Source organism: Croceibacterium aestuarii (genome assembly GCF_030657335.1).
Taxonomy (GTDB): domain Bacteria; phylum Pseudomonadota; class Alphaproteobacteria; order Sphingomonadales; family Sphingomonadaceae; genus Croceibacterium_B; species Croceibacterium_B aestuarii.
This window is the reverse complement of sequence record NZ_CP131039.1, coordinates 1,703,697-1,727,340: the sequence shown is the minus strand read 5'-3', so window position 1 is coordinate 1,727,340 and position 23,644 is coordinate 1,703,697. Positions and strand designations below refer to the sequence as shown.

The 23,644-nt window shown below is 68.0% G+C and carries 25 protein-coding genes and 1 other RNA gene; 20 read left to right on the top strand and 6 right to left on the bottom strand.

Annotation, left to right across the window (positions count from 1 at the left end; genetic code table 11):
• Nucleotides 1-46: 46 nt before the first annotated feature.
• The 7 genes from Q7I88_RS08445 (at nt 47) to Q7I88_RS08415 (ending at nt 7,074) form a co-directional block, all read left to right on the top strand.
• Nucleotides 47-1,393, top strand: coding sequence for a peptidylprolyl isomerase (locus Q7I88_RS08445; RefSeq protein WP_305095477.1), 1,347 nt, complete (start codon nt 47-49; stop codon nt 1,391-1,393).
• Nucleotides 1,371-2,402: a 4-hydroxythreonine-4-phosphate dehydrogenase PdxA gene (gene pdxA, locus Q7I88_RS08440; protein WP_305095476.1), complete on the top strand. Its 1,032-nt coding sequence runs from the start codon at nt 1,371-1,373 to the stop codon at nt 2,400-2,402. The genes Q7I88_RS08445 and pdxA overlap by 23 nt, the downstream gene beginning before the upstream one ends.
• The gene (rsmA, locus tag Q7I88_RS08435; RefSeq protein ID WP_305095475.1) at nt 2,399-3,217 is read left to right on the top strand and encodes a 16S rRNA (adenine(1518)-N(6)/adenine(1519)-N(6))-dimethyltransferase RsmA; all 819 of its coding nucleotides are present in this window, start codon (nt 2,399-2,401) and stop codon (nt 3,215-3,217) included. Before pdxA ends, rsmA begins: the two co-directional genes overlap by 4 nt.
• 24 nt (nt 3,218-3,241) lie before the next feature.
• The gene (locus Q7I88_RS08430; RefSeq protein ID WP_305095474.1) at nt 3,242-4,453 is read left to right on the top strand and encodes a hydrolase; all 1,212 of its coding nucleotides are present in this window, start codon (nt 3,242-3,244) and stop codon (nt 4,451-4,453) included.
• Complete coding sequence (locus Q7I88_RS08425) at nt 4,450-5,466, top strand: arginine N-succinyltransferase (protein ID WP_305095473.1); 1,017 nt, start codon at nt 4,450-4,452, stop codon at nt 5,464-5,466. The genes Q7I88_RS08430 and Q7I88_RS08425 overlap by 4 nt, the downstream gene beginning before the upstream one ends.
• Nucleotides 5,463-6,713: an N-succinylarginine dihydrolase gene (locus Q7I88_RS08420; RefSeq protein WP_305098585.1), complete on the top strand. Its 1,251-nt coding sequence runs from the start codon at nt 5,463-5,465 to the stop codon at nt 6,711-6,713. Before Q7I88_RS08425 ends, Q7I88_RS08420 begins: the two co-directional genes overlap by 4 nt.
• 106 nt (nt 6,714-6,819) lie before the next feature.
• Entirely contained in the window at nt 6,820-7,074 is a 255-nt protein-coding gene (locus Q7I88_RS08415; RefSeq protein WP_305095472.1) for a hypothetical protein, read from the top strand.
• Here Q7I88_RS08415 and Q7I88_RS08410 read toward each other — a convergent pair.
• The 3 genes from Q7I88_RS08410 to mscL all read right to left on the bottom strand — a co-directional run bounded on the left by Q7I88_RS08410 (nt 7,053) and on the right by mscL (nt 8,647).
• On the bottom strand, nt 7,053-7,577 hold the full coding sequence (locus tag Q7I88_RS08410) for a murein L,D-transpeptidase catalytic domain family protein (protein ID WP_305095471.1): 525 nt from the start codon (nt 7,575-7,577) through the stop codon (nt 7,053-7,055). The two genes, Q7I88_RS08415 and Q7I88_RS08410, sit on opposite strands and share 22 nt — an antisense overlap.
• Before the next feature lie 271 nt (nt 7,578-7,848).
• Nucleotides 7,849-8,196: a transfer-messenger RNA gene (ssrA, locus tag Q7I88_RS08405) on the bottom strand.
• A 7-nt stretch (nt 8,197-8,203) separates the two neighbouring features.
• Nucleotides 8,204-8,647 carry a large conductance mechanosensitive channel protein MscL gene (gene mscL / locus Q7I88_RS08400; protein WP_305095470.1) on the bottom strand — a complete coding sequence of 148 codons (444 nt, stop codon included), beginning with the start codon at nt 8,645-8,647 and terminating at the stop codon, nt 8,204-8,206.
• Between the two features lie 128 nt (nt 8,648-8,775).
• On the opposite strand from mscL, the gene Q7I88_RS08395 reads away from it, so the two are divergent.
• The 10 genes from Q7I88_RS08395 to Q7I88_RS08350 all read left to right on the top strand — a co-directional run bounded on the left by Q7I88_RS08395 (nt 8,776) and on the right by Q7I88_RS08350 (nt 18,004).
• Complete coding sequence (locus Q7I88_RS08395; protein ID WP_305095469.1) at nt 8,776-9,495, top strand: LemA family protein; 720 nt, start codon at nt 8,776-8,778, stop codon at nt 9,493-9,495.
• Nucleotides 9,496-9,514: 19 nt separating this feature from the next.
• Nucleotides 9,515-10,342 carry a TPM domain-containing protein gene (locus Q7I88_RS08390; RefSeq protein WP_369426037.1) on the top strand — a complete coding sequence of 276 codons (828 nt, stop codon included), beginning with the start codon at nt 9,515-9,517 and terminating at the stop codon, nt 10,340-10,342.
• Between the two features lie 2 nt (nt 10,343-10,344).
• A complete protein-coding gene (locus tag Q7I88_RS08385) occupies nt 10,345-11,019 on the top strand; it encodes a TPM domain-containing protein (RefSeq protein ID WP_305095468.1) in 675 nt (224 codons plus the stop codon).
• Between the two features lie 52 nt (nt 11,020-11,071).
• On the top strand, nt 11,072-11,584 hold the full coding sequence (locus Q7I88_RS08380; RefSeq protein WP_305098583.1) for an NUDIX domain-containing protein: 513 nt from the start codon (nt 11,072-11,074) through the stop codon (nt 11,582-11,584).
• Entirely contained in the window at nt 11,581-12,507 is a 927-nt protein-coding gene (locus Q7I88_RS08375; protein ID WP_305095467.1) for a ketopantoate reductase family protein, read from the top strand. The genes Q7I88_RS08380 and Q7I88_RS08375 overlap by 4 nt, the downstream gene beginning before the upstream one ends.
• Before the next feature lie 67 nt (nt 12,508-12,574).
• On the top strand, nt 12,575-13,417 hold the full coding sequence (locus Q7I88_RS08370; RefSeq protein WP_305095466.1) for a beta-etherase: 843 nt from the start codon (nt 12,575-12,577) through the stop codon (nt 13,415-13,417).
• A 3-nt stretch (nt 13,418-13,420) separates the two neighbouring features.
• Entirely contained in the window at nt 13,421-14,389 is a 969-nt protein-coding gene (locus Q7I88_RS08365; protein ID WP_369426036.1) for a 2-hydroxyacid dehydrogenase, read from the top strand.
• Complete coding sequence (locus Q7I88_RS08360; protein WP_305095465.1) at nt 14,386-15,264, top strand: kinase; 879 nt, start codon at nt 14,386-14,388, stop codon at nt 15,262-15,264. Before Q7I88_RS08365 ends, Q7I88_RS08360 begins: the two co-directional genes overlap by 4 nt.
• Before the next feature lie 45 nt (nt 15,265-15,309).
• A complete protein-coding gene (locus Q7I88_RS08355; protein WP_305095464.1) occupies nt 15,310-15,780 on the top strand; it encodes a (2Fe-2S)-binding protein in 471 nt (156 codons plus the stop codon).
• Nucleotides 15,773-18,004 (top strand): xanthine dehydrogenase family protein molybdopterin-binding subunit, encoded by a 2,232-nt coding sequence (locus Q7I88_RS08350; protein ID WP_305095463.1) that lies wholly within the window; start codon nt 15,773-15,775, stop codon nt 18,002-18,004. The genes Q7I88_RS08355 and Q7I88_RS08350 overlap by 8 nt, the downstream gene beginning before the upstream one ends.
• Here Q7I88_RS08350 and Q7I88_RS08345 read toward each other — a convergent pair.
• Entirely contained in the window at nt 18,001-18,567 is a 567-nt protein-coding gene (locus tag Q7I88_RS08345) for an NTP transferase domain-containing protein (protein WP_305095462.1), read from the bottom strand. The two genes, Q7I88_RS08350 and Q7I88_RS08345, sit on opposite strands and share 4 nt — an antisense overlap.
• Entirely contained in the window at nt 18,564-19,427 is an 864-nt protein-coding gene (locus tag Q7I88_RS08340; protein WP_305095461.1) for an XdhC family protein, read from the bottom strand. Before Q7I88_RS08340 ends, Q7I88_RS08345 begins: the two co-directional genes overlap by 4 nt.
• Nucleotides 19,428-19,543: 116 nt before the next feature.
• On the opposite strand from Q7I88_RS08340, the gene hmgA reads away from it, so the two are divergent.
• Genes hmgA through maiA form a run of 3 tightly spaced genes read left to right on the top strand, consistent with a single transcriptional unit; the run spans nt 19,544 to nt 22,757 of the window.
• Nucleotides 19,544-20,830: a homogentisate 1,2-dioxygenase gene (hmgA, locus tag Q7I88_RS08335; RefSeq protein ID WP_305095460.1), complete on the top strand. Its 1,287-nt coding sequence runs from the start codon at nt 19,544-19,546 to the stop codon at nt 20,828-20,830.
• Entirely contained in the window at nt 20,827-22,119 is a 1,293-nt protein-coding gene (gene fahA, locus Q7I88_RS08330) for a fumarylacetoacetase (protein ID WP_305095459.1), read from the top strand. The genes hmgA and fahA overlap by 4 nt, the downstream gene beginning before the upstream one ends.
• Nucleotides 22,116-22,757: a maleylacetoacetate isomerase gene (maiA, locus tag Q7I88_RS08325; RefSeq protein WP_305095458.1), complete on the top strand. Its 642-nt coding sequence runs from the start codon at nt 22,116-22,118 to the stop codon at nt 22,755-22,757. The genes fahA and maiA overlap by 4 nt, the downstream gene beginning before the upstream one ends.
• 266 nt (nt 22,758-23,023) lie before the next feature.
• Here the strand turns inward: maiA and eda are convergent, their stop codons facing one another.
• Entirely contained in the window at nt 23,024-23,635 is a 612-nt protein-coding gene (gene eda / locus Q7I88_RS08320) for a bifunctional 4-hydroxy-2-oxoglutarate aldolase/2-dehydro-3-deoxy-phosphogluconate aldolase (protein WP_305095457.1), read from the bottom strand.
• Nucleotides 23,636-23,644 lie beyond the last annotated feature (9 nt).

Sequence of the window (23,644 nt, the reverse complement as noted above, 5' to 3'; positions counted from 1 at the left end):
CCGCCGAACTCTATGGCGCGCGCGGCGCCCTTGCGAGGATTGATACGTGATTCATTCGGTCAGGCGAATTCTGGTTACCGGTAGCGCTTTTGCGGCCCTTGCCTTGCTGGGGGTGCAGGCCGCGCCGGCCCAGGATGCGGCGCCGTCGAGCGCCACCGACATTCCCGATGACGTGTCCGTCGCCAAGATGGACCCGGACAACCGCCACGCCTCGGCCAAGGTCAACGGCGAAATCATCACCGGGACCGATGTCGAACAGCGCGTGGCGCTGATCGTTGCGGCGAACGAGGGCGTGGAGATTTCCGACGAGGAGATGCAGCGCCTGCGCCAGCAGGTCATGCGCAACCTGATCGACGAAACGCTCGAGATCCAGGAAGCCGCCGCGCAGGACATGGCGGTGACCAAGCAAGAGGTCGACGAATACTACCTGCGCTATGCCGCGCAGCGTTTCGGCCGCACGCCGGAAAAGCTCGACGAATACCTCAAATCGGTCGGCTCTTCGCCCGCTTCGCTCAAGCGCCAGATCGAAGGGGAGCTGGCATGGGACCGGCTGCTGCAGCGCAACGTTCGGCCGTTCGTCAACGTCTCGGCCGAAGAGGTCAACGAGCTCTACCAGCGCCTGCAGGCCGCCAAGGGCACGCCGGAATACAAGCTGTCCGAAATCTACCTCTCTTCGACTCCGGAGACGCACGAGGCGGTGGGCGAGAACGCCAAGCGGATCGTCGAACAGCTTCGCCAGGGCGGCAGCTTTCTCGCTTACGCGCGGCAGTTTTCCGAAGCCTCGACCGCCGCGGTGGGCGGCGATCTCGGCTGGATCAAGCTCGAGCAGCTGCAGAACCCGACGCTGGAAACCGTGGCGCGCAACATGCAGCCCGGCCAGCTCGTGGGGCCGATCGAGATTCCGGGCGGCTATTCGATCCTCTACCTCCAGGACAAGCGCCAGGTCGGCATGGCCGACCCACGCGATGCGGTCCTCAGCCTGAAGCAGATTTCGCTCGAGTTTCCCAAGGGGACGAGCGAGGAAGAAGCCAAGGCCAAGGCCGCCGCCTTTGCCCAGGCCGCGACCCAGATAAAGGGCTGCGGAGACGCCGATGCCGCGGGCAAGGCGATGGGCGCGCAGGTCGTGACGAACGACAACATTCCCGTCCGCGCACTGCCCGAGGCGCTGCAGCAGACGATGCTCAAGCTCAACGTCGGCGAAACCACTCCCCCCTTCGGCTCGCTCGAAGAAGGCGTCCGCGTGCTGATGCTGTGCGGCCGCGACGATCCGTCGCCCGAAGCCGGTCCGAACTACGACCAGCTGATGGCCCAGCTCGAGGACGACCGCGTGGGCAAGCGGGCCCAGCGCTATTTGCGCGACCTGCGGCGCGATGCGGTGGTCGAGGATAACTGACCCCGCTCTCCCCCCGCTGGCGATATCGCTCGGCGATCCGGCGGGGGTCGGCCCCGAACTGATCTGCGAGTCATGGGCTCGCCGCGAGGCTGAGGGCCTGCCGCCGTTCTTTGTGTGCGGCGGCAAGGACGTCCTGTCCGCTGCCGCGAGGGCGCGCGGTCTGGCAATCGACTTCGCCGAAATTTTCGATCCTTGCGAAGCCGGCTCGGCAGGCCGCGAAGCTCTTCCGGTCCTCGGCGACGGAGATGCTTCCTACACGCCGGGCAACCCGTCGAGCCTCGGTGCACGCCTGGCTTTCAATTCCTTACAGGCGGGGACGGGTTTTGCCGTTAGCGGCGCGGCATCCGGCATCGTCACCGGCCCGATCGCCAAGGCCGCGCTCGCCGAGGTCGGCTTCGACTTTCCCGGGCAGACCGAGTTTGTCGCCGATGCCTGCGGTGTCCCAGCCGAAGACGCCGTAATGCTGCTTGCCGGCCCGAGCCTCAGAACCGTGCCGCTGACCGTGCACTGCGCGCTGGCCGATGTGCCGGGCCTTCTCACGCAAGGTCTCATCGTGCGCCGCTGCCGCGTTGTCGCCGAAGCGATGCGGACCGACTACGGCATCGCCCAGCCGCGCATCGCGATCGCCGGGCTCAATCCGCATGCCGGGGAAGCGGGCCGCATGGGCCGTGAGGAAATCGAGATCATCGCTCCGGCCATCGCGCAACTTCGTGCCGACGGCATCGACGCAACCGGACCGCACCCGGCCGACACCCTCTTCGCTCCGCGCGCCCGCGCGACCTACGACGTGGCCATTGCGATGTACCACGATCAGGCGCTGGTACCGCTCAAGGCGCTCGACTTCGACCAGGGGGTCAACGTCACGCTGGGGCTGCCGATCGTGCGCACCTCGCCCGACCACGGCACCGCGTTCGACATCGCCGGCAAGGGCCTCGCCGACCCCGGCGCTATGATTGCGGCGATCCGCATGGCCGGCGAGATCGCCGCACGGCGGACGATCGCGCAGTGACCCTTCCGCCCCTGCGCGAAGTCATTGAGCGCCATGGCCTGTCGGCGTCGAAGGCGCTGGGGCAGAACTTCCTGTTCGACGAGCAACTGCTCGGTCGCATCGCCGCGGTCCCCGGTTCGCTCGAGGGCAAGGCGGTGCTCGAGGTCGGCCCGGGCCCCGGCGGCCTGACTCGCGCCCTGCTGCGCGCCGGGGCGCGAGTCACCGCCATCGAGATGGACCGCCGCTGCCTGCCCGCGCTGGCCGAACTCGCCGAGGCCTTCCCGGGTCAGCTCGAGGTGATCGAGGGCGATGCGCTCGCGCTCGACCACGGGGCGTTGATGGGAGAGTCCTTCGCGGTGGTCGCCAACCTGCCTTACAACGTCGGCACCGCGCTGCTCGTCCGCTGGCTGTCGGGCCGAGAATGGCCCCCGCAGTGGACTTCGCTGACGCTGATGTTCCAGCTCGAGGTCGCCCAGCGCATCGTCGCCGCGCCGGGCAGCGGCGCTTACGGCCGCCTCGCCGTACTGGCGCAGTGGCGCTCGCGTGCAAAACTGGCGATGAAGGTCCACCGCAGCGCTTTCACCCCGCCGCCCAAAGTGATGAGCGCGGTCGTCCATCTCGAACCCGCCGCAATGCCCGACGGGGTTTCACCCCTCCAGCTCGAGCGCGTGACCGAGGCCGCGTTCGGCCAGCGCCGCAAGATGCTGCGCCAGAGTCTCAAAGGCGTTCCGGGCGCGGTCGAAGCGCTTCATTCGCTCGGGATCGACCCGGCGCGAAGAGCCGAAACGCTCGCCGTGGAAGAGTTCATCGCCGTGGCGCGCGCGTTGACAGGCTGACCTGCACGGGTAGGGCGGTTGCGAATGAAACAGCTTTCCGCCTCCGAACACAGCCTCGTCGAACCGATCGACCAGGCCGCGATGCTCGCCGCGGTCGAGCGCTGGTGCGCGATCAACAGCGGAACGCGCAATCTCGGCGGTCTCGCCCGGCAGGCGAACGAACTGGCCCAGGCTTTCGCCGCCCTGCCCGGCGATGTCGAAATGCACGATCCCGCCGCGGTCACCGCGGTCGACGCCGATGGCAGCGAGGTCGAATTGCCGCACGGCATGCACCTCGTTGTCTCCGTCCGGCCCGAGGCGCGACGGCGCTTTCTGCTGACCGGGCACATGGATACCGTGTTCCCCGCCGACCATCCCTTCCAGTCGGCCACCTGGCTCGACGACGATACCCTCAACGCCCCCGGCGCGGCCGACATGAAGGGCGGCCTCGCCGTGATTCTCCACGCGCTGATCGCCTTCGAAGCCTCGCCCGAGGCGGCGAAGGTCGGCTACGACGTGATGATCAACGCGGACGAGGAAACGGGGTCGCTGTCCTCGGCCCCGTTGATTGCCGAACTGGCGAGGGAAAAGTTCGCCGCCCTGACTTACGAACCTTCGGCCCTGCCCGACGGAACGCTGGCCCACGCCCGGGGCGGCAGCGGCAACTATTCGATCGTGGTCACCGGCAGGTCGGCCCACGCCGGTCGCAATCCGCAGGACGGGCGCAACGCGATCGTCGCCGCGGCCGAGATCGCAGTGGTTCTCAAGGCGCTGAGTCATGACGATCTGGCGGTGAATCCCGCGAAAATAGAGGGCGGGTCGGCCAACAACGTCGTGCCCGATCACGCCGTGCTGCGCTTCAACATCCGCCCGAAGACCACCGAGGCCGCTGCCGAATTCGAGAAGGCGCTGGCCTACCTGCTCTCGGACATCGCCGAGCGCCACGACGTCGCCATACATCGGCACGGCGGCATTACCCGCCCGCCCAAGCCGGTCGACGCCCGCGCGCAGAAGCTCTTCGACCTCGTCGCCGATACCTCCGAAGCGCTCGGCCGAAAGCTCGGCTGGCAGGCCAGCGGCGGAGTGTGCGACGGCAACAACATCGCCGCCGCGGGGGTGCCCGTGGTCGACACGATGGGGGTCCGCGGGGGCAGCATTCATTCGGCGGACGAATTCATGATCGCCAGCTCGCTGTCCGAGCGGGCGGCGCTTTCGGCGGTGGTCCTGCACCGCCTGGCTACAGGGGAGACACTGTGACTTTCGTGATCCGTGCCGCGGGCGAGGACGACCTCGAATCGATCTACGAAATGGCCAAGAGCACGGGCGGCGGCTTCACCAACCTGCCGCCCGACCGCACCGCGCTGCGGGCCAAGCTGGAGCGTTCGGCGAGGTCGTTCGCGCGCAGCGACGACGATCTCGGCGACGACCTGTTCTTCTTCATGCTCGAGAACACCGAGACCGGCGAAGCGCGCGGCAGTTGCCAGGTGATGAGCCACATCGGCCAACGCTGGCCCTTCTACAGCTACCGCATCACCACGCAGACCCAGCGTTCCGAGGAGCTTGGCCGCACGGTCCGCGCCGAACTGCTCAGCCTCGTGACCGATCTCGAAGGGTCGAGCGAAGTCGGCGGGCTGTTCCTCCATCCCGCAGAGCGCTCGGGCGGCAAGGGCATGCTTCTGGCGCGCAGCCGCTACCTGTTCATCGCCATGCACCGGTTGCGCTTCGCCGAGCGCATCCTGGCCGAGCTGCGCGGCATCATCGACGAACGCGGCGGCTCGCCCTTTTGGGACGGGGTGGCCGGCCGATTCTTCGGCATGACCTTTCAGGAAGCCGACTATTTCAACGCCATCAAGGGCAACCAGTTCATCGCCGACCTGATGCCCAAGCACCCCGTCTATATCGCCATGCTCGACGAAGAGGCGAAGAAGGTCATCGGCCTGCCGCACCCGACCGGGCGGGCGGCGATGAAGATGCTCGAGAACGAGGGCTTCGCCTTCGAGGGCTACGTCGACATCTTCGATGGCGGGCCGACGATGACGGCGCGCACGAGCCAGGTGAAGTCGATCGCCGAGGCGCGGCCGGCCGGGGTCGGCAGCACGACGCTCGACATCGGCGAGCGGGCCATCCTCGCCACCGGAACCCTGGCGAGCTTTCGCTGCTGCTACGGCAGGCGCGAATTCGCCGCCGACGGCTCGATCGCGATCGACGAAGCCGCCGCCGAAGCGCTCGGCGTGGGCCTGGGCGACGAGGTGTGGAGCGTAGCGCGGTGACGCTGGCCGAAATCAATTTCGACGGCATCGTCGGTCCGAGCCACAATTACGCCGGGCTCAGCCTCGGCAACCTCGCAGCGACGGCCCACGCGGGCGAGGCATCCTATCCGCGGGCAGCGGCGCTGCAGGGAATCGCCAAGATGCGCGGCAACATGGCGCGCGGGCTGGCCCAGGGCTTCTTCGTCCCCTTGCCGCGCCCGAACCTGCGCTGGCTCAACGACATCGCGGCCGACACGGCGACCGACACCGGGCTCGTCGCCGGCGCGTGGTCGGCCAGCTCGATGTGGACGGCCAACGCCGCCACCGTCAGCCCGGCGCCGGACACCGCCGACGGACGCTGCCACCTGACCGTCGCCAATCTCGTGACGATGCCGCACCGCAGTCACGAATGGCCCGACACGCTGGCCCAGCTGCAGCTCATGTTCGCCGACGCCGCGCATTTCGCGGTTCATCGCCCGGTTCCCCCCACCTTCGGCGACGAAGGCGCAGCCAACCACATGCGGCTGGCTTCGGCGCACGGCGCTCCGGGCCTCGAGGTCTTCGTCTACGGCAAGACCGGCGGCCCCTTCCCCGCCCGCCAGCACGACCAGGCGAGCCGAATCGTCGCCCGCAAGCACGGGCTGGACCCTGACAGGGTGTTGTTCATCGAGCAGAGCCCCGAGGCGATCGCCGCAGGCGCGTTCCACAACGATGTGGTCGCGGTCGCCAACGAGCGCGTTCTGTTCGCGCACGAAAAGGCATTTGCCGACCGCGACGGCGCCTACGCCGCGATCCGCGCGAAGTTTCCCGAACTCGAGGTGGTCGAGGTGCCGGAGGCGGAAGTCAGCCTCGCCGCCGCCATCGCCAGCTACCTGTTCAACGCCCAGCTGCTGACCCTGCCCGACGCCACCATGGCGCTCGTCGTTCCCGAAGAGTGCCGCGACGATCCCACCGTCTGGGACTGGTGCGAGCGCATGCTGGCCGGCAATGGGCCGATCAGGCACATCATTCCGGTCGACGTGCGCCAGTCGATGGCCAACGGAGGCGGCCCCGCCTGCCTGCGCCTGCGCGTGGTCGCCGATCCGGCAACGGTCGATCCGCGTTTCCTGCTGGGCGAATCGACGGCCGATGCGATGGAGAAGGTAGTTTCCCGGACTTGGCCCGAGCAGATCGATCCTTCAGATTTGGGCAAGACTTCGTTGGCCACGACGGTAACAGACGCACGCGCGGCGCTGCTCGACGCTCTTTCCTTGCCCGAACTGGCCTGAATCGGGACTGTCGGAACGCTTTACAGGTGCGGGGTTTCCAGCCGCATTAGAGGTGCAGAAATCGGGGCTGGCACGACGCCGGCTTCCACGACGCCAAGGACCATAAATGCTGCGCAAGATCGCTCGCCTTTTCGTCATCAAAACGCACTGGGAAGCGTATCTGATCATTTACGCGCTCGCCCTCGGCGCGACGACGCGCGGCGCGCACTATCTGGAAATCTATCCCGGCTATGGCGGTGACCTGCTGTTCCTTGCCTGCACCGGCGCGGTGTTCATGGCCGGAGCCAAGATCCTCGACTGCCTCAAGCACGAAAGGGCGGCCGCGGAGCGCGCCGACGGTCAGACAGACTTGCCGGCGTAGAGCAGGCGCCCGGCCCCGAGCCGGGAAATTACCGGATTTATCTCGTCGACCTGGACCGCGAAGCATCCTTGGCTGCGCCCGATGCGGCCCTGGATGTCGATCAGCGAGGGATCGACGTACTCGGCGCCGTGGATGACGATCGCCCGGTCGAGCGCCTCGTCGTTGGTCGGGTCGAGCCCTATGACGCGCTGCGAGCGACCGTGCGCGCCGACGTAAGTGTTGGACACCAGATAGGCACCGCGCGAGCTTGCGTTCGAGCCGGGCCGATTGGAAAAGCGCTGCAGCATACCGGTTGCCGCGGGATCCGATCCGCTACCGTGCGAGACGAGCCAGCTTTGCTCGATCTTGCCGCCGGCGACATCGACCAGATGGAAGCGCGGTTCGCTCGAAGGAAGGCCGAAATCGACCAGCCCGATGCGGTCGCGGTCGAGCACGCGCGCGCCGTGGCGGTCGAGCGCGGCGAGCGCCTCGTCGAGCAGCGGCGGGCGCTTGGCTGCGGGCATTGGCGGTTCGTCGCTCGGGAAGAGCGGCGGGCGTGATGGTTCCGCCAAGGTGCGGTTGGCCGAGGCTCCGGCGCAAGCAGCGATGGCAGCACCGATGAAGTGGCGCCTGTTGAAATTCATGTGCGATCCCGTCCGTTTTGCCCAAGCCTCTGGTGGCCCGGGTCATTCGATCCAGCTCGACGCTTTGCGCGCTCTCTATGTAATTTTTGAGCCGCCCTCCCTCAGGGCGATGGGTGGAGGGATTCTGTTGCTACGTTCCCTCCGGACGCCCGGTCTCCGATTCTGTTACCCGGTTCGGTCCGAACCGTGCTCTTAGCTTTGTAAGGTCAGGCCGCTAGGCCCTAGAATTACGCAGCGAGAGCAAGTGCTTCGTTATCGTTGGCACTTGTGTGTTTTGAGCCTTTAACGGGTTACTCAGCCCGAGCAAAAACAATGCCTTTCAACACACGTCGATCCTGGTTCGGCCCCGTCAGGAAGCCCTCCAAAAACAGGGCTTTATGGTGGAGCCGCCGGGTACTGCCCCCGGGTCCGCTGCGTCTATTACACACTGCAATTTATCGCCATATCCGGCCGAAGCCGGCACGCCCTATATAGCGACTTGCTGATTAATGTGAAGTGACCGGGGTTCAGGGGCGCTTCTTCAACTCGTCGCGAATTTCCTTCAACAGGTCGACTTCGGTCGGGCCCTGCGGCGCAGGCGGCGCTTCCTCGGGCCTTTCCTCGAACTCGGCGACGATCTTCTTGGTATAGCGCACCAGCAGGAAGATGATGAAGGCCAGGATCAGGAAATTGAGCACCGCCGTCATAAAGCTGCCGTAGCCGATCATCGCCGCGCCCGCCTCTTTGAGGGCGGCATAGTCGTCGACCGGCCCGGTGTAGCCGTCGGGCGTGTCGAGCAGGATGAAATAGCGCGAGAAATCGGCCCCGCCGAAGATCGCCCCGACGATCGGCATGATGATCTCGTCGGTCAACGACTTGACGATGCCCGAAAAGGCCCCGCCGATGATCACCGCCACCGCCAGGTCGATCACGTTGCCCTTGGCGATGAACGCTTTGAAATCCGCCCACATGGCTTTGTCCTCCTGTCTGCCCGCGCAGTGGTGCCACCGACTTGCGCAGGTAACAAGTTCGGCTTTCCTTGCGCACGGCGCGCACCGTGCTATCTAGGCAATACACCTGTCTTGGAGGAGGTCCTTCGATGCCCACTCGTTCCCCCGCAGTCATCGTCCGCATGGCGCTCGTCGCGCTCGGCGCGCTGGCGCTCAGCGCCTGCGGCATCAACTCCGTGCCGACCAAGGAAGAAGCCGCCAAGGCCCAGTGGGGCGTGGTGCAGAGCGCTTACCAACGCCGCGCCGACCTCATCCCCAACCTGGTCGAGACCGTGAAGGCCGCCGCCGGATCGGAAAACCAGATCCTGAGCAACGTGACGGAGGCACGCGCCCGCGCCACTTCGATCAACGTCACCACCGACGACCTCTCGGATCCCGAGACCTTCAACAAGTTCCAGGCTGCGCAGAACCAGCTGACCCAGGCGCTCGGCCAGTTGCGCACGGTGGTCGAAGCCTACCCGCAGCTGCAGAGCCAGCAGCGTTTCGCCGACCTGATGACCGCGCTCGAAGGGGCGGAGAACCGCATCAACACCGAGCGTGACCGCTACAACGAGGCCGCGCAGGACTACAACACCGAGATCCGTACCTTCCCGTCGATCGTCGCCGCCAAGGTGGTCTACGGCGCCAAGCCGCTGTCCTACTTCCAGGCCGCAGAGGGCGCCGACACCGCGCCCAATGTCGACTTCGGCGGCATGGCCGGGGCACCGGGAGCAGCGCCTGGCGCCGCCCCCGCATCGAACGACAACGCCGCCCCCGGGGCCGCGCCCGGGGCGGCCCCTGGCGCAGCGCCGGCCGCTGCCGGACAGTGAGGGCTTGCGGAAGAAGATCGTGACACGTCTCTGGATCGGTTTCGCGCTGCTGCTGGCGTTCCTGGCTTCGCCGGCGGCGGCGCTCGATCTGCCGCCGCGGCCCAGCGGGCCTATTTACGACGAGGCCGACCTGCTCCCCGCGGCCGAGGAGGCGGCGCTCGATCAGCGGCTGCGCGAAGTCAACAAGCAGAGCGGCAACGCCGTCATCGTCGCCACCGTCGACAGCCTGCAGGGCGACTCGATCGAGGACTTCGCGACCAAGCTCTACGCCGCCTGGGGCATCGGCGGCGAGAAGCGCGACACCGGCGTGCTGCTGCTGGTCGCCCCCAACGAGCGCAAGGTGCGGATCGAGGTCGGCTACGGCCTGACGCCCTACATCACCGACATCCTGTCCGGCCGGATCATCCGCAACGAGATCACTCCGCGCTTCAAGGCCGGCGACATGAGCGGCGGGATCGAGGCCGGCGTGAACGCCCTGCTCGACCAGCTCGCCAAGAGCCCCGAGGACGCCAAGGCCATCGCCGAAGCCGCGGCCGCGGCCGAAAAGGACCGGGGCGCCGACTCCGGCGGGTTCCCGATCGGCGGGCTCATCTGGATTTTGTTCATCGTCTTCTTCGTGATCCTGCCCCTCGCCGGCCGGCGGCGCGGGCGGCACTATCGCAGCGGAATGGGCAGCGCGGTGGGTAACATCCTGCTGTGGAGCGCACTCAACGCAGCCAGCCACGGCAGTCACCGCGGCGGCGGCTGGGGCGGCGGAGGTGGCGGCTTCGGCGGCGGCGGGGGCGGCGGATTCGGCGGCTTCGGCGGCGGCATGTCGGGCGGCGGCGGCGCCTCCGGGGGGTGGTAGGCATGGCGCATCTCAGCAATGCGGACCGCCAGGCGGTCGCCGAGGCCGTGGCGCGCGCCGAAGGCACGACCTCGGGCGAGATCGTCGCCGTCGTCGTGGACCGCTCGGACGGCTACAGCGACGTGGCGCTGGCCTGGGCAGTGGCCGTGGCGTTCACCGCCATCGCCTTCCTGACATTCTTCCCCGATTTCTGCATGGGCCTGGTCGACCGCCTGCTCGGCGGATGGAATGCCGAATGGACGCCGCGCGGGATCTTCGGCCTCGCGCTGTTCGTCGGGATCGTCAAGTTCGCCGGGATGTGGCTGATCCAGCTGTGGCAGCCGCTCAAGTTCTTCCTCATTCCCGGTCCGATCAAGAGCAAGCGCGCCTACGCCCGGGCGCTGCAGATATTCCACATCGGCGCGGAGAAGCGGACCACCGGGCGCACGGGCATCGTCATCTACCTGTCGATGCGCGAGCACCGCGCCGAAATCGTCGCCGACGAGGCGATCACCAGCAAGGTCGAGCCCGAAGTGTGGGGCGACGCCATGGCCGCACTTCTGGCCGAGCTCAAACAAGGCCGGGTCGGTGCCGGCATGGTCGCGGCAATCGGCAAGGTCGGCGAAATCCTCGCCGCTCACCTCCCGCGTGCGGAAGACGACCGGAACGAGTTGCCAGACCGGTTGATCGAGCTCTAAACGCCCCGGCGTGACCCAGCGCCCGCCCGATGCCGACAAGCCCGAAGAAGTAATGTGGCAAGGCCGTTTCATCACGGCCAAGCGCCGCGGGCGGTGGGAGTATGTCGGCCGGGCGCGCGGGATTCGCGCTGCGGTGATCCTGGCGGTCGATGCAGGTGAAGTGGTTCTGGTCGAACAGTTCCGCGTGCCGCTCGGCAAGCCGTGCCTCGAACTGCCCGCCGGCCTGATCGGCGACGACGAGGGAGCCGATGACGAGGATCACTTCGCAGCAGCGGAGCGCGAGCTGGAGGAAGAGACTGGTTTTGCCGCAGCGCGCTGGGAAGACCTCGGCGAATATGCCTCGTCCCCCGGCATGGTCGGCGAGACGTTTTCGCTGCTTCGCGCCAGCGGGCTGAGCCGCGTCGGCGATGGCGGAGGTGTCGAGGGAGAGAACATCACCGTGCACAAGGTGCCCGTCGCCGCGCTGCCTGCGTTCGTCGCCGAACGCCGCGCCGCGGGCACGATGATCGACGTGCGGCTCCTGCTCCTGCTCGGTGCCGGGATGCTGACGGAGAGCGACGCGTGAGAGTTGCGGTCCTAGGCGCCGGAGCCATGGGCTGCCTCTACGGCGCGGCGCTGCACCGCGGCGGGGCCGACATCGTCTTGGTCGACGTCAATGCCGAGCACATCGCGGCGATCAACGCGCGCGGCCTCGAACTCGAGCGCCGCTCGGGAACCGAGCGCCTGCCGATCCCCGCGGTGCGGCCGGAAGAGCTCGAGGGCCCGCTCGATCTCGTTCTGGTCTTCACCAAGACCTTCATGACCGACACCGCACTGGCCGGCATCGCCCATGCCATCGGACCCGCCACCCACTTGCTCACGCTGCAGAACGGGCTCGGCAACGAAGCCCGCCTCGCAGCCCATGTCGACGCGGCGCGCGTGCTCATCGGCATAAGCTCGCTGCCCTCCGATCTCGTCGGTCCGGGGCGGGTGCGCAGCCACGGCGAAGGCGGGACGAAGCTCTATTCGGCCTTCCCATCGGGCGACCCGGCCTTTGCGGAACAGGTCGCCGCACTGCTGACACAGGGCGAACTCGCCGCCAGCGCCGACCCGGCGATCTACGAAGCGGTCTGGTCGAAGGCGATCTTCAACGCGACGATGAACCCGCTCTGCGCCCTGACCCTGCGCACCCCGGGCTTTCTCGGTGCGCACGAGGAGAGCCTGGCGATGATCCGCGCCGCGGTGGACGAAGGCATCGCCGCCGCGCATGCCAACGGCGTGATGGTGGATGGGCAGGCGATCCACGACCTGACGCGGGTCTCGATCACCGACCACGCCGACCACGAAGCCTCGATGCTGCAGGATGTGAAGGCCGGGCGCCGCACCGAGGTCGATGCGATCAACGGCGCCATCGTCGAGGCGGCGCGAGGCAAGGGTGTCGCGACCCCGCTGCTCGAGATCTTCTGGCGCTTCGTGAAGCTCGAAGAAGCCAAGCTGGCGGGCGAATAGCCTTCCAATTTGCGCGGCTGGGGAATACGAACCGGACAAAGTCATCTTGGGAACCGAGGAGCCAGTCATGGCCAAAGACAACACAATCACCTTCTTCGACCTGGCGCTGTCCACCGGCGCGACGATCAGTCCCTTCGTGTGGGCGACCAAGTATGCGCTCAAGCACAAGGGCTTCGATCTCGATGTGGTGCCGGGCGGGTTCACCAAGATTCCCGAGCGCACCGGCGGCAAGACCGAGCGGCTCCCGGCGATCATCGACGACGGCAAGTGGGTGCTCGATTCGTGGGGTATCGTCGAATACCTCGACGAGACCTATCCCGACCGGCCGATGCTGATTCCGCACCCGAGCGTGGCGGCCGTCACCCGTGCGCTCGATGCCTGGTTCTGGGGCGTGGCGACCGGGCCGTGGATGCGCAGCAATTGCGTCAGCTACCGCGACCTCGCCAACCCCGAGGACCACGAATACATCACCCATTCGCGCGAGAAGATGCTCGGCAAGACGCTCGAGGAAATGCAGGAAGGCTACGAAGACCGCCTCCCGCAGATTTCCGCCGCGCTCGAACCGCTGCGCATTGCGCTGCGCGAGAGCAAGTATCTCGGCGGCGACACGCCCAACTACGCCGATTACCGCATTCTCGGCTCGATCCTGTTCACCGCCTCGGTGTGCCAGAACAGCCCGGTGCTGGCCGACGACGATCCCCTGCGCCCATGGATCGACAGCCTTCTCGACATGTACGGGGGCCTCGGCCGCCATCCCGGCCTCTTTCCCCTGTTCGGTCTCAAGCAGCGCGAGGGCGATCCGCCGCTGTTCCAGCCGCAGGGCCTGGGCGGGATCCACAAGCGCAACACGGGTATCGAATCGACCCGCGCCGAAACGCAGCGGATCACCGAAGGCATGGCCAAGGCCTGACCCGTGGCGGCGCCGCGCGTGCTCCTCACCCGGCGCTGGCCGCAGCCGGTCGAGCGGGCGATGCAGGAGCGCTTCGATACCGTCCTCAACGAAGGCGACCGGCCGCTGTCGCAGGCCGAGCTGGCGAGCGCGATGGGCGAGTTCGATGTGCTCTGTCCGACCGTGTCCGACCGCATTGACGCCGCGGTCATCGCCGGCGGCACGCGGACGAAAATCATCGCCAACTACGGTGTCGGATTCGACCATATCGACGTCCACGCGGCGAAAGCGACGGCGATAGCGGTGACGAACACCCCAGGGGTGTTGACCGATGCCACCGCCGACCTCGCCATGACCCTGCTGCTGATGGCCGCGCGCCGCGCCGGAGAGGGGGAGCGCGAGTTGCGCGCCGGGCAATGGAGCGGCTGGCGGCCGACACACCTGCTTGGCTCGTCGCTCAAGGGCAAGACGCTGGGGCTGGTCGCCTTCGGCCGGATCGGCATCGCTACGGCCCGGCGCGCGCATCATGGCTTCGGCATGAAGATCGCTTACTACGCCCGGCGCGAGGCCGATGAGGCAGTGGCGCGGGAGCTCGACGCGACATTCCATCCCGACTTGCACGGCCTGCTGGCGGCGTCCGATTTCGTCTCGCTGCATGTGCCCGGAAGTTCCGAGACGGCGAACCTGATCGACGCCGCGGCGCTTTCGGCCATGAAGCCGGGTTCCTACCTGATCAACACCGCGCGCGGCGGCGTGGTAGATCATGCGGCACTGGCCGAAGCGCTGCGCAGCGGGCATCTCGCCGGGGCGGGGCTGGACGTCTACCCGGCCGAGCCGCAGGTCCCGCCCGAACTGCTCGGGCTCGAAAGCGTCGTCCTCCTCCCGCACTTGGGCTCCGCAACCGCCGAAACCCGCACCGCGATGGGCGAGAAGGCGATGTCCAACGTCGTCGCCTGGGCCGAGGGCCGCGACCTGCCGGACCGGGTGGCGTGACCGACGCCATCGGCGCGCTCGTCGAAGCCGAGCGGCTGCCTCCCCACTATCGAGAAGTCGCCGAACGATTCTGGCGGCCTCTCGCCGCCTGCATTGCCCATCGGCATGAGGGCCGCGGTCGCCAGTGCCTGCTCGTCGGCGTCAACGGCGCGCAAGGATCGGGCAAGACCACGTCTTGCAGGTTCCTGGAGCTGTTCCTGTCCCGGTTGGGCCTGACGGCCGTCACCCTCTCGCTCGACGACCTCTACCTCACCCGTGCCGAGCGGCGGGAGCTGGCGCGGGATCAACACCCGCTTTTCGCCACCCGCGGCGTGCCCGGTACGCACGACGTCGATCTCGGCATGGACATACTCGACAACCTGCTCGCCGGGCGCTCGGCCGACCTGCCGCGCTTCGACAAGGCGAGAGACGACCGCGCGCCCGGCACCATGCACGTCGGGGGGCCGGTCGATGTCGTGCTGTTCGAAGGGTGGTGCGTCGGCGCTGCGCCGCAACCGGCGGCGGCGCTGGCAACGCCCGTCAACTCGCTCGAGGCCGAGGAAGACCCCGAGGCCGCTTGGCGCCGCGAGGTCAACCGGCGCCTCGCCACCGACTACGCCGGGCTGTTCGCGCGGATGGACCTGCTGGCGATGCTGAAGGTGGCGGATTTCGCCGCGGTCCGCGCCAATCGCCGCAGGCAGGAAGCCAAGCTCGGCGCCGGGCCCGCGGTGATGGACGAGGCGGCGCTCGACCGGTTCCTGATGCATTACGAGCGGCTTACCCGCTGGCAATTGGAAGAGATGCCCCAGCGGGCCGACATCGTGATCGCCATCGGCCCCGACCAGCGTCCGCTTTCGGCCCGTCCGCCTCTTCCCACACCGGCGGAATCCATGTAGACTTTGTCAAATTCCTGCGACCCGCAAAGCCTTGGGGAGACTTTCATGGCCACCGTTAACATCAACGGCGAAACGCGCACGCTCGACGTGCCCGACGATATGCCCCTGCTCTGGGCCCTGCGCCAGGAACTGGGCATGGTCGGCACCAAGTTCGGCTGCGGCATCGGCGCCTGCGGCGCCTGCACCGTCCATATCGACGGGGTCGCGACGCGCTCGTGCACCACTCCGGTCGGCTCGCTCGCCGGCAAGAAGGTTTCGACCATCGAGGAACTCGGCAAGTCGCCCGTCGGCAAGGCCCTGCAGAACGCCTGGCTCGACGTCGACGTCATGCAGTGCGGGTATTGTCAGGCCGGCCAGCTGATGAGCGCGAGCGCGCTTCTCGCCGAGAACCCCGCCCCCAGCGAGAAGGACATCGAGCGCGCGATGCAGGGCAATATCTGCCGCTGCGCCTGCTACGGCCGGATCAAGACCGCGATCCAGCTTGCGGCGAAGGAAACGGAGAAAGCCGATGTCTGATCTCGCTGGCACCGTGAACCTGTCGCGCCGCACCCTGCTCAAGGCCGGCGCACTCGCCGGCGGCGGCCTGTTCGTCTCCGCCACGATGCCGGGCATCGCCCGCGCGGCGAGCGGCGCGGCCGAGGCCGCCCCGCTCAACGCCTTCGTCTCGATCGCTCCCGACGGCGTGATCACCATCGTCGGCAAGAACCCGGAGATCGGCCAGGGCATCAAGACGATGCTGCCCATGCTGATCGCCGAGGAACTCGACGCCGACTGGGACAAGGTCAAGATCGTCCAGGGCGATTCCGACGCCAAGAAATACGGCCCGCAACTGGCCGGTGGCAGCTTTGCCACGCCGATGAACTGGTTCCCGATGCGCCAGACCGGCGCCGCGGCGCGCGCCATGCTCGTCGCGGTCGCCGCTAAGAAGCTTGGCGCCGATCCGGCGACGCTGACCACCTCGAAGGGCGTGATCACCGACCCGGCGAGCGGCAAAACGCTGACTTACGGCGAAGTCGCCTCCGCTGCGGCCAACGTCCCCGTTCCCGATCCGGCCAAGGTCAAGCTGAAGGACGCGAAAGACTTCGTCATCATCGGCCGCGCGATCGGCGGGATCGACAGCCCCAAAATCGTCGCCGGCGAACCGATCTTCGGCCTCGATACCCAGCTGCCCGGCATGGTCTACGCCGCGTTCGAGCGTTCGCCGGTGTTCGGTGCGAAGTACAAGACGGCCAACCTCGCCGCGGCCAAGGGCGAGCCCGGCGTGATCGACGCCTTCGCCATCGCCGGCAACGGCAACCCGACCGAACTCAGCGACGGCGTCGCCGTGATCGCCAGCAACTGGTGGCTCGCCAACAAGGCGCGCTCCAAGCTCGACGTGCAATGGGACAACGGCGAGTGGGCAAGCCACTCGACCGCGGGATACGACGCCCAGGCGAAAAAGCTCATGGCCTCGGGCACTCCGGCGGAAAGCCTCAAGTCGAAAGGCGACGTCGACGCCGCCTTCGCTTCCGCGGCCAAGACCGTCGACGCCCAATACCATTACCCGTTCCTCGCCCACGTGCCCATGGAACCGATGAACTGCACGGCGCTGTGGCACGCGGACAAGGGCGAGATGGAGATCTGGGCCCCGTCGCAAACCCCGCAGGGCGGGCAGCAGAGCGTCGCCAAGTGGCTCGGCGTTCCGCAAGACAAGGTCATCGTCCACATCACCCGCATGGGCGGCGGTTTCGGACGCCGGCTCAACAACGATTACATGATGCAGGTCGCGGCGATCGCCAAGCAGATGCCCAACAAGCCGGTGCAGCTGATCTGGAGCCGCGAGGACGACGTCCGCAGCGACTTCTACCGCCCCGCCGGCTGGCACCGCCTGCAGGCGGCGCTGGACGAAAGCGGCAAGCTCGTCGGGATCAAGGACCACTTCATCACCTTCGAAATCCCCGGCCCGGGCGCCTACAACCCGGCGGCGATGTCGGCCGACGAGTTCCCGGCGGCCTTCGTCGACAACGTCAGCTACGGCCAGACCAAGATGAAGACGGCGGTGCCGATGGGCGCGTTGCGCGCACCGACCTCGAATGCGATGAGTTTCGTGTTCCAGTCGTTCCTCGACGAAGTCGCGCACGAGGCGGGCAAGGACCTGCCGACGCTGCTGCTCGAGCTGATCGACGGCGCCCAGGCGGAACCGGCGCAAGCCGGGATGTTCGGGCGCCAGCCGGGCTTCGACCCGGGCCGCATGCGCGCGGTGGTCGAGAAGGTCACCGCCATGTCCAACTGGGGCAAGGCGAGCCTTCCCGAAGGCCACGCGCTCGGTTTCGGCTACTACTACAGCCACCTCGGCTATTTCGCGGAAGTCGTCGAGTCGAGCGTCAGCAAGTCGGGCGTCGTTTCGGCGCACAACGTGTGGTGCGCCGGCGATGTCGGCAGCCACATCATCAACCCGTTCGGGGCGCTCAACCAGGCGCAGGGCGCCATCACCGACGGCCTCGGCCAGGCACTCTCGCTCGCAGTCGAGATCAAGGACGGGGCCACGGTCAACTCGAACTTCCACAACTATCCCATCCCGCGCATGCCGGTGGTGCCGGAAATCCACGTCGAGTTCGTGCCGAGCGACAATGCGCCGACCGGCCTTGGCGAACCGGCCCTGCCGCCGGTCATTCCGGCGCTGACCAACGCGGTCTTCGCGGCGACCGGCAAGCGCGTTCGCAGCCTGCCGATCGACCGCAAACTGCTGGCGAGCGCCTAGCGCCGCGCCAGAATTGCCGCGACGTCGGCCAGGTCCTCGGGCCGGTCGACGTCGCGCAGTTCGTCTTCGTCGACATCCACCAGGCGCACGTTTCCGCGTCCGCGCAGCAGGCGGGAGGCACCGTCTTCGCCCTGCAGAACCGCGAGATCGGCGAACATCGCCGCCGGAAAGCACGCCGGGGCCCCGGGCTTGTCGCCGGGCCACCGTGCGGCGGACGGCAAGGCCCCCTCGGCCAACAGTCGAAGGGTCCGCGAGGAAACCAGCGGCATATCCGCCAGCATGATCAGCAAGGCGTCGGCGCCGATTGAGATCGCCCAGCGCGCCGCCGCCGCCGCCGAAGTGCCGAGCCCCTCGTCCGCGTGCGGATTGACGACCAGTTGCCGGCCCGCGGCGAAGGCGGGACGGTCGGATCCCACGACGACGGCGAGGGCGCCTTCCAGATCGCTTGCCACACTCAGCGCCCAGGCCCCGAGCGGTCTGCCGTTGCAATCGGCGTCGAGCTTGCCCCCGCCGAAGCGCCGGGCGCCGCCGGCAGCGAGCAGGGCGATGGCGAGACCGCTCATGCGTGCGTGTGCAGCCGCTCGTAAGCGCCGACCAGTTCGGACAGCACCGAAAGCGCCAGCACCCGCGGATCGCGGGCACGGGGTATCAGGCCGACCGGGCTCTTGATCCGGGCCAGGTCCGCTTCGCTGCGCCCGGCGGCGCGCAGCCGCGCGGTGCGTTCTTCGCGGGCCGGCGCTCCGCCCTGCGCGCCGATCAGGAAGGCGGGCGTGCCCAGCGCCCACTGCAAGAGCGCGTGCTCCCACTCGTGGTCGTGGAACAGCAGCAGGATGGCGGTCCACGCATCGACCTCGATCCCCTCCGGAGCGCGTCCGAGATCGAGGCCCCTTCCCGCCTCGCGCCACTCGACCGCGATTCCCTGCGCCGCACACAGCGCGACGAGCGAGGCGCACTCGCTGCCTGCGCCAAGCAGCACCAGCCGCGGCGCCGGGATATAGCCTCGCCGGCGCAGGAGGTCCGCCGCGGCATCGGCGGGCAGCGCAAGATCGAGCCTCGCTTCCTCGCGGGCGTGGAGCGCAGCGACGCACCCGCGCAGCGCCTCGCGGTTGGGCGCCGGATCGATCCAGATGTCGAGCCCCGCGCCGCACGGCAGACGGAAATCGACCATCGGCGAGCCTTTGCCATAGCGCAGCAGACGCGGCTTGCCCTCGGCGCGCGCGGCGACGGCTTGGCTGGCCAGCTCGTCGTCGAGGCATTGGTCGGCCATGTCGCCGACGCGGCTCTTGTCGGCATCGACCGCCAGCTGCGTGCCGACGCGGCGCGAGAAGCTGCCGTCGATGCCGACGATGGTGCACAGCACGGCATCGCCGCCTGCCGCATGGGCGAGCGCGGCGTGATCGTGGGGAATGGAAGGAGACGCCATCGCCCCGCGGTTTGCCGCGCCGCCCGGCAAATGGCAATTGATCCGGGGCCGATAGACGCCTGAACGGTTGATTTGTCGGGAGGGCGGGCATATTCGCCGCGCCAGGAGATAGTTTCATGCAAAACTATATCACCGGATTCGGCAATCACTTCGCCAGCGAGGCGGTCGAAGGCGCGCTGCCCGTGGGGCGCAACAGCCCGCAGCGCCCGGCCTTCGGGCTCTATGCCGAACAGTTCTCGACCACCGCGTTCACCGCGCCGCGCAGCGCGAACCGGCGCACCTGGCTCTACCGGATGCGGCCGATGGCCGAGCACGCTCCGTTCGAACCGCTCCACGGCTTCCCCCGTCTCGCCGCCGCGCCGTTCGCGCATGGCCCGGTCAGCCCCAACCGTCTGCGCTGGGACCCGCTGTCCCTCGGCGCCGAGGCCGACTGGCTCGAGGGCCTCGTGACCTACGGCGGCAACGGCGATGTCGGGACCGGATCGGGCATCGCCGTGCACCTCTACGCCGCCGGCCGCTCGATGGAGCGCCGCGTGGTGCAGGACAGCGACGGCGAGCTGCTGATCGTCCCCCAGCAGGGCACGCTGCACGTGACCACCGAGCTCGGGCGGATGGACGTCCCCCCGGGCCACATCGCGCTGATTCCGCGCGGGCTGCGCTTTTCGGTGGCGCTCGACGGGCCGAGCCGCGGCTACGTCTGCGAAAACTACGGCGCGCCCTTCCAGCTCCCCGACCTCGGCCCGATCGGCGCCAACGGCCTCGCCAACCCGCGCGATTTCGAGGCGCCGGTGGCCTGGTTCGAGGATGTCGAGGGCGAGCACGAGGTGGTGCAGAAGTTCCAGGGCCACCTGTGGCGAACCACCATCGACCACTCGCCGTTCGACGTCGTCGCCTGGCACGGCAATTCGGCGCCGCTGCGCTACGACCTGTCGAAATTCAACACCATGGGCACGGTCAGTTTCGACCATCCCGACCCGTCGATTTTCACCGTCCTGACATCGCCCAGCGAGATCCCCGGAACCGCCAACTGCGATTTCGTGATCTTCCCGCCGCGCTGGATGGTCGCCGAGGACACCTTCCGCCCGCCGTGGTTCCACCGCAACACGATGAGCGAGTTCATGGGCCTGGTGCGCGGCGTCTACGACGCCAAGGAAGGCGGCGGCTTCGAACCGGGCGGCGCGAGCCTGCACAATCAGATGAACGGTCACGGCCCGGATGCGGAGGCGACGCGCAAGGCGATGGCCGCCGACCTCGCGCCGAAGAAGCTCGACGACACCTTGGCTTTCATGTTCGAAAGCCGCTGGGTCATCCGCCCGACTTCCGCGGCGATGGAACTTCCCGGGCTGCAGGCGGATTACGATGAGTGCTGGCACGGATTCGAAAAGGCGAAACTTCCCGAATGATCGATCTCGACGAGACTCACGCGCCCTCCGCCTCGAGCTGGGTGGACGGGGCCGACGCGCACCGGGAATTCCCGGTCCAGAACCTCCCGCTCGGGATCTTCTCGACCGCCGAGCGAACCAAGCGCGGCGGCGTGGCCATCGGCGATTTCGTCTGCGATCTCGGCGCCGTCGAACCGCTGCTGTCGGGCGATGCCGCACAGGCCGCAAGCCTTGCCTCGGGCGAGACGCTGAACGCGCTCTTCGCAGACGGCAACGCGCTGGCCGATGCGCTTCGCAAGGGGCTTTTCGAGCTCCTGACCGATAGCGCGCGCCAGGATGACGTCACCCCCGCGCTCTATCCGGCGAGCGCCTGCACGCTCCACCTGCCCTTCGCCATCGGCGACTACACCGACTTCTACACCGGCATCCATCACGCCGAGAACGTCGGCAAGCAGTTCCGCCCCGACAACCCGCTGCTGCCCAACTACAAGTGGGTGCCGATCGGCTACCACGGCCGCGCCAGTTCGATCGTCCCGAGCGGGTGCGAGGTGGTCCGGCCCAGCGGCCAGCAGAAGAACCCCGACGGCGACGAACCGCTGTTCGGTCCTTCGAAGAAGCTCGATTACGAGATGGAGATGGCGGTCTGGGCCGGCGGCTCCAACGCGATGGGCCGGCCGATCCCGATTGCCGAGGCCGCCGATCACATCGCCGGCCTCTCGATCCTCAACGATTGGTCGGCGCGCGATCTGCAGGCGTGGGAGTACCAGCCGCTCGGCCCGTTCCTGGCCAAGAATTTCAACTCGACGATTTCGCCCTGGGTGGTGACCAGCGCCGCGCTGGCGCCGTTCCGCATCGCCCAGCCGGCGCGGCCCGCAGGCGATCCGGTCCCCCTGCCCTACCTCGCCGATGCTGACGACCAGGCGCACGGCGCCTATGCCATCGAGATGGAGGTGCTGCTCGCCACCGCGAAGATGCGCGAAGCCGGGCTGGAGCCGCATCGCCTCTCGAAGGGTCCGATGGACGCCATGTACTGGACCGCCGCGCAGCTGATCGCGCACCACACGGTGAACGGCTGCAACCTGCGGCCGGGCGACCTGCTCGGCACCGGCACGCTGTCGAGCGAGACGCGCGACAGCTTCGGCAGCCTGCTCGAACTGTCCGAAGGCGGCAAGCGGCCGCTCGAGCTGCCCGGCGGCGAGACCCGGACCTTTCTCGAAGACGGCGACGAGATCGTCATGCGCGCCCACGCGGTGCGCGAAGGCCGGCGGACCATCGGCTTCGGCGAATGCCGCGGCAAGATCGTGGGATGAGCGAACTCGTCCTGCATGGCTACTGGCGCTCCGGCACCAGCTATCGCACGCGCATCGCACTGGAGATCAAGGGCCTCGCCTACCGCCAGGCCCCGGTCGAGCTGCGCCAGGGCGAGCAGAAATCCCCCGAGCACCTGGCGCGCAATCCGCAGGGGCTGGTCCCCGCGCTCGAGACGCCCGACGGCGTTCTGACGCAATCTTCGGCAATCATCGAGTGGCTCGACGAACGCTATCCCGACCCGCCGCTGCTCCTCGGCGATGCGGCTCGGCGCGCGGCGATCCGGGCGATGGCGATGGTCGTTGCATGCGACGTCCATCCGCTCGGCAACCTGCGCGTTCTCAAGTACTTGCGGAACGATCTTCAGCATGAGCAGGAAGAAATCGACCGCTGGTCGCGGCACTGGATATCCGAGGGCTTCGCGGCGCTGGAGGTGTTGATCGGCCGGCACGGCGGGCGCTTCGCCTGCGGCGACACGCTGACTGCGGCCGACTGTCATCTCGTCCCGCAGTTCTACTCCGCCCAGCGGGTCAAGCTCGACTGCTCGCCCTGGCCGAAGCTCGTTCGCGCGGTCGAGAACGCGCTGGCCGAACCGCCGGTCGCCGCGGCGCATCCTGACAGGCAGCCCGACGCCGACTGAGCGAAAACGGCTTTCCTACAGCCAATCGTTCGTCCTATGTTCTCGCGGTTATACTATACCTCCCTTCCCACGCGGCCGTCTCGACGCCCAAGCGCCCATCGGGTGAAGGTGACGCTGATTTTTTTCATCGGCGCGCAGGTGTAACCCGGCAAACCGTGGCACGTTCGGATCGCAACACGCTGAAATCGAGCCACATTTTGATTCCGCGGCAGAGTTACAGGTGTAAGCTTGAGTAACCCTGCCGGCGGATGCTTCCCGGGGCCTGCCTAGCGCAGCGCGGCAGCCCGCCTGGCCGCCGACTCCACCGCGGCCTTGTCGACCGGGCCGCGCGGGGCGATCCAGCTGCCGCCGACGCACAACACCTGGGCGAGCGCGAGCCAATTGGGGGCCGTCTCCTCCGTGATCCCGCCCGTCGGGCAGAAGCGCACATCGCCGAACACCGCGGCGAGCGCCTTCAGCGCCGGGAGGCCGCCCGCCGCTGCGGCGGGGAAGAACTTGAAATGGGTCAGCCCCATGTCGAGCCCGCGCATGATGTCGCCGGCATTGGCCGTGCCCGGCAGGAACGCCGCTCCGCTCGCGATCGCCGCCTTGCCCAGCGGTTCGGTCAGGCCGGGCGAGACGATGAACTCGCTGCCGGCCGCGAGGGCGTAGTCGAGCTGTCCCGGATTGAGCACGGTACCGGCCCCGACCACCGCGCCCTCCACCTGCCGCATCAGCTTGATCGCTTCGAGCGCGGCCGGGGTGCGCAAGGTCACCTCGAGCACGCGCAGGCCGCCCGCCACCAGCGCTTCGGCCAGCGGCACGGCATGCTCGACCTCGTCGATGACGATCACCGGGATGACCGGGGCGAGCTGCATGATCTCGGCGATGGCGGCCATTTGCGTGGT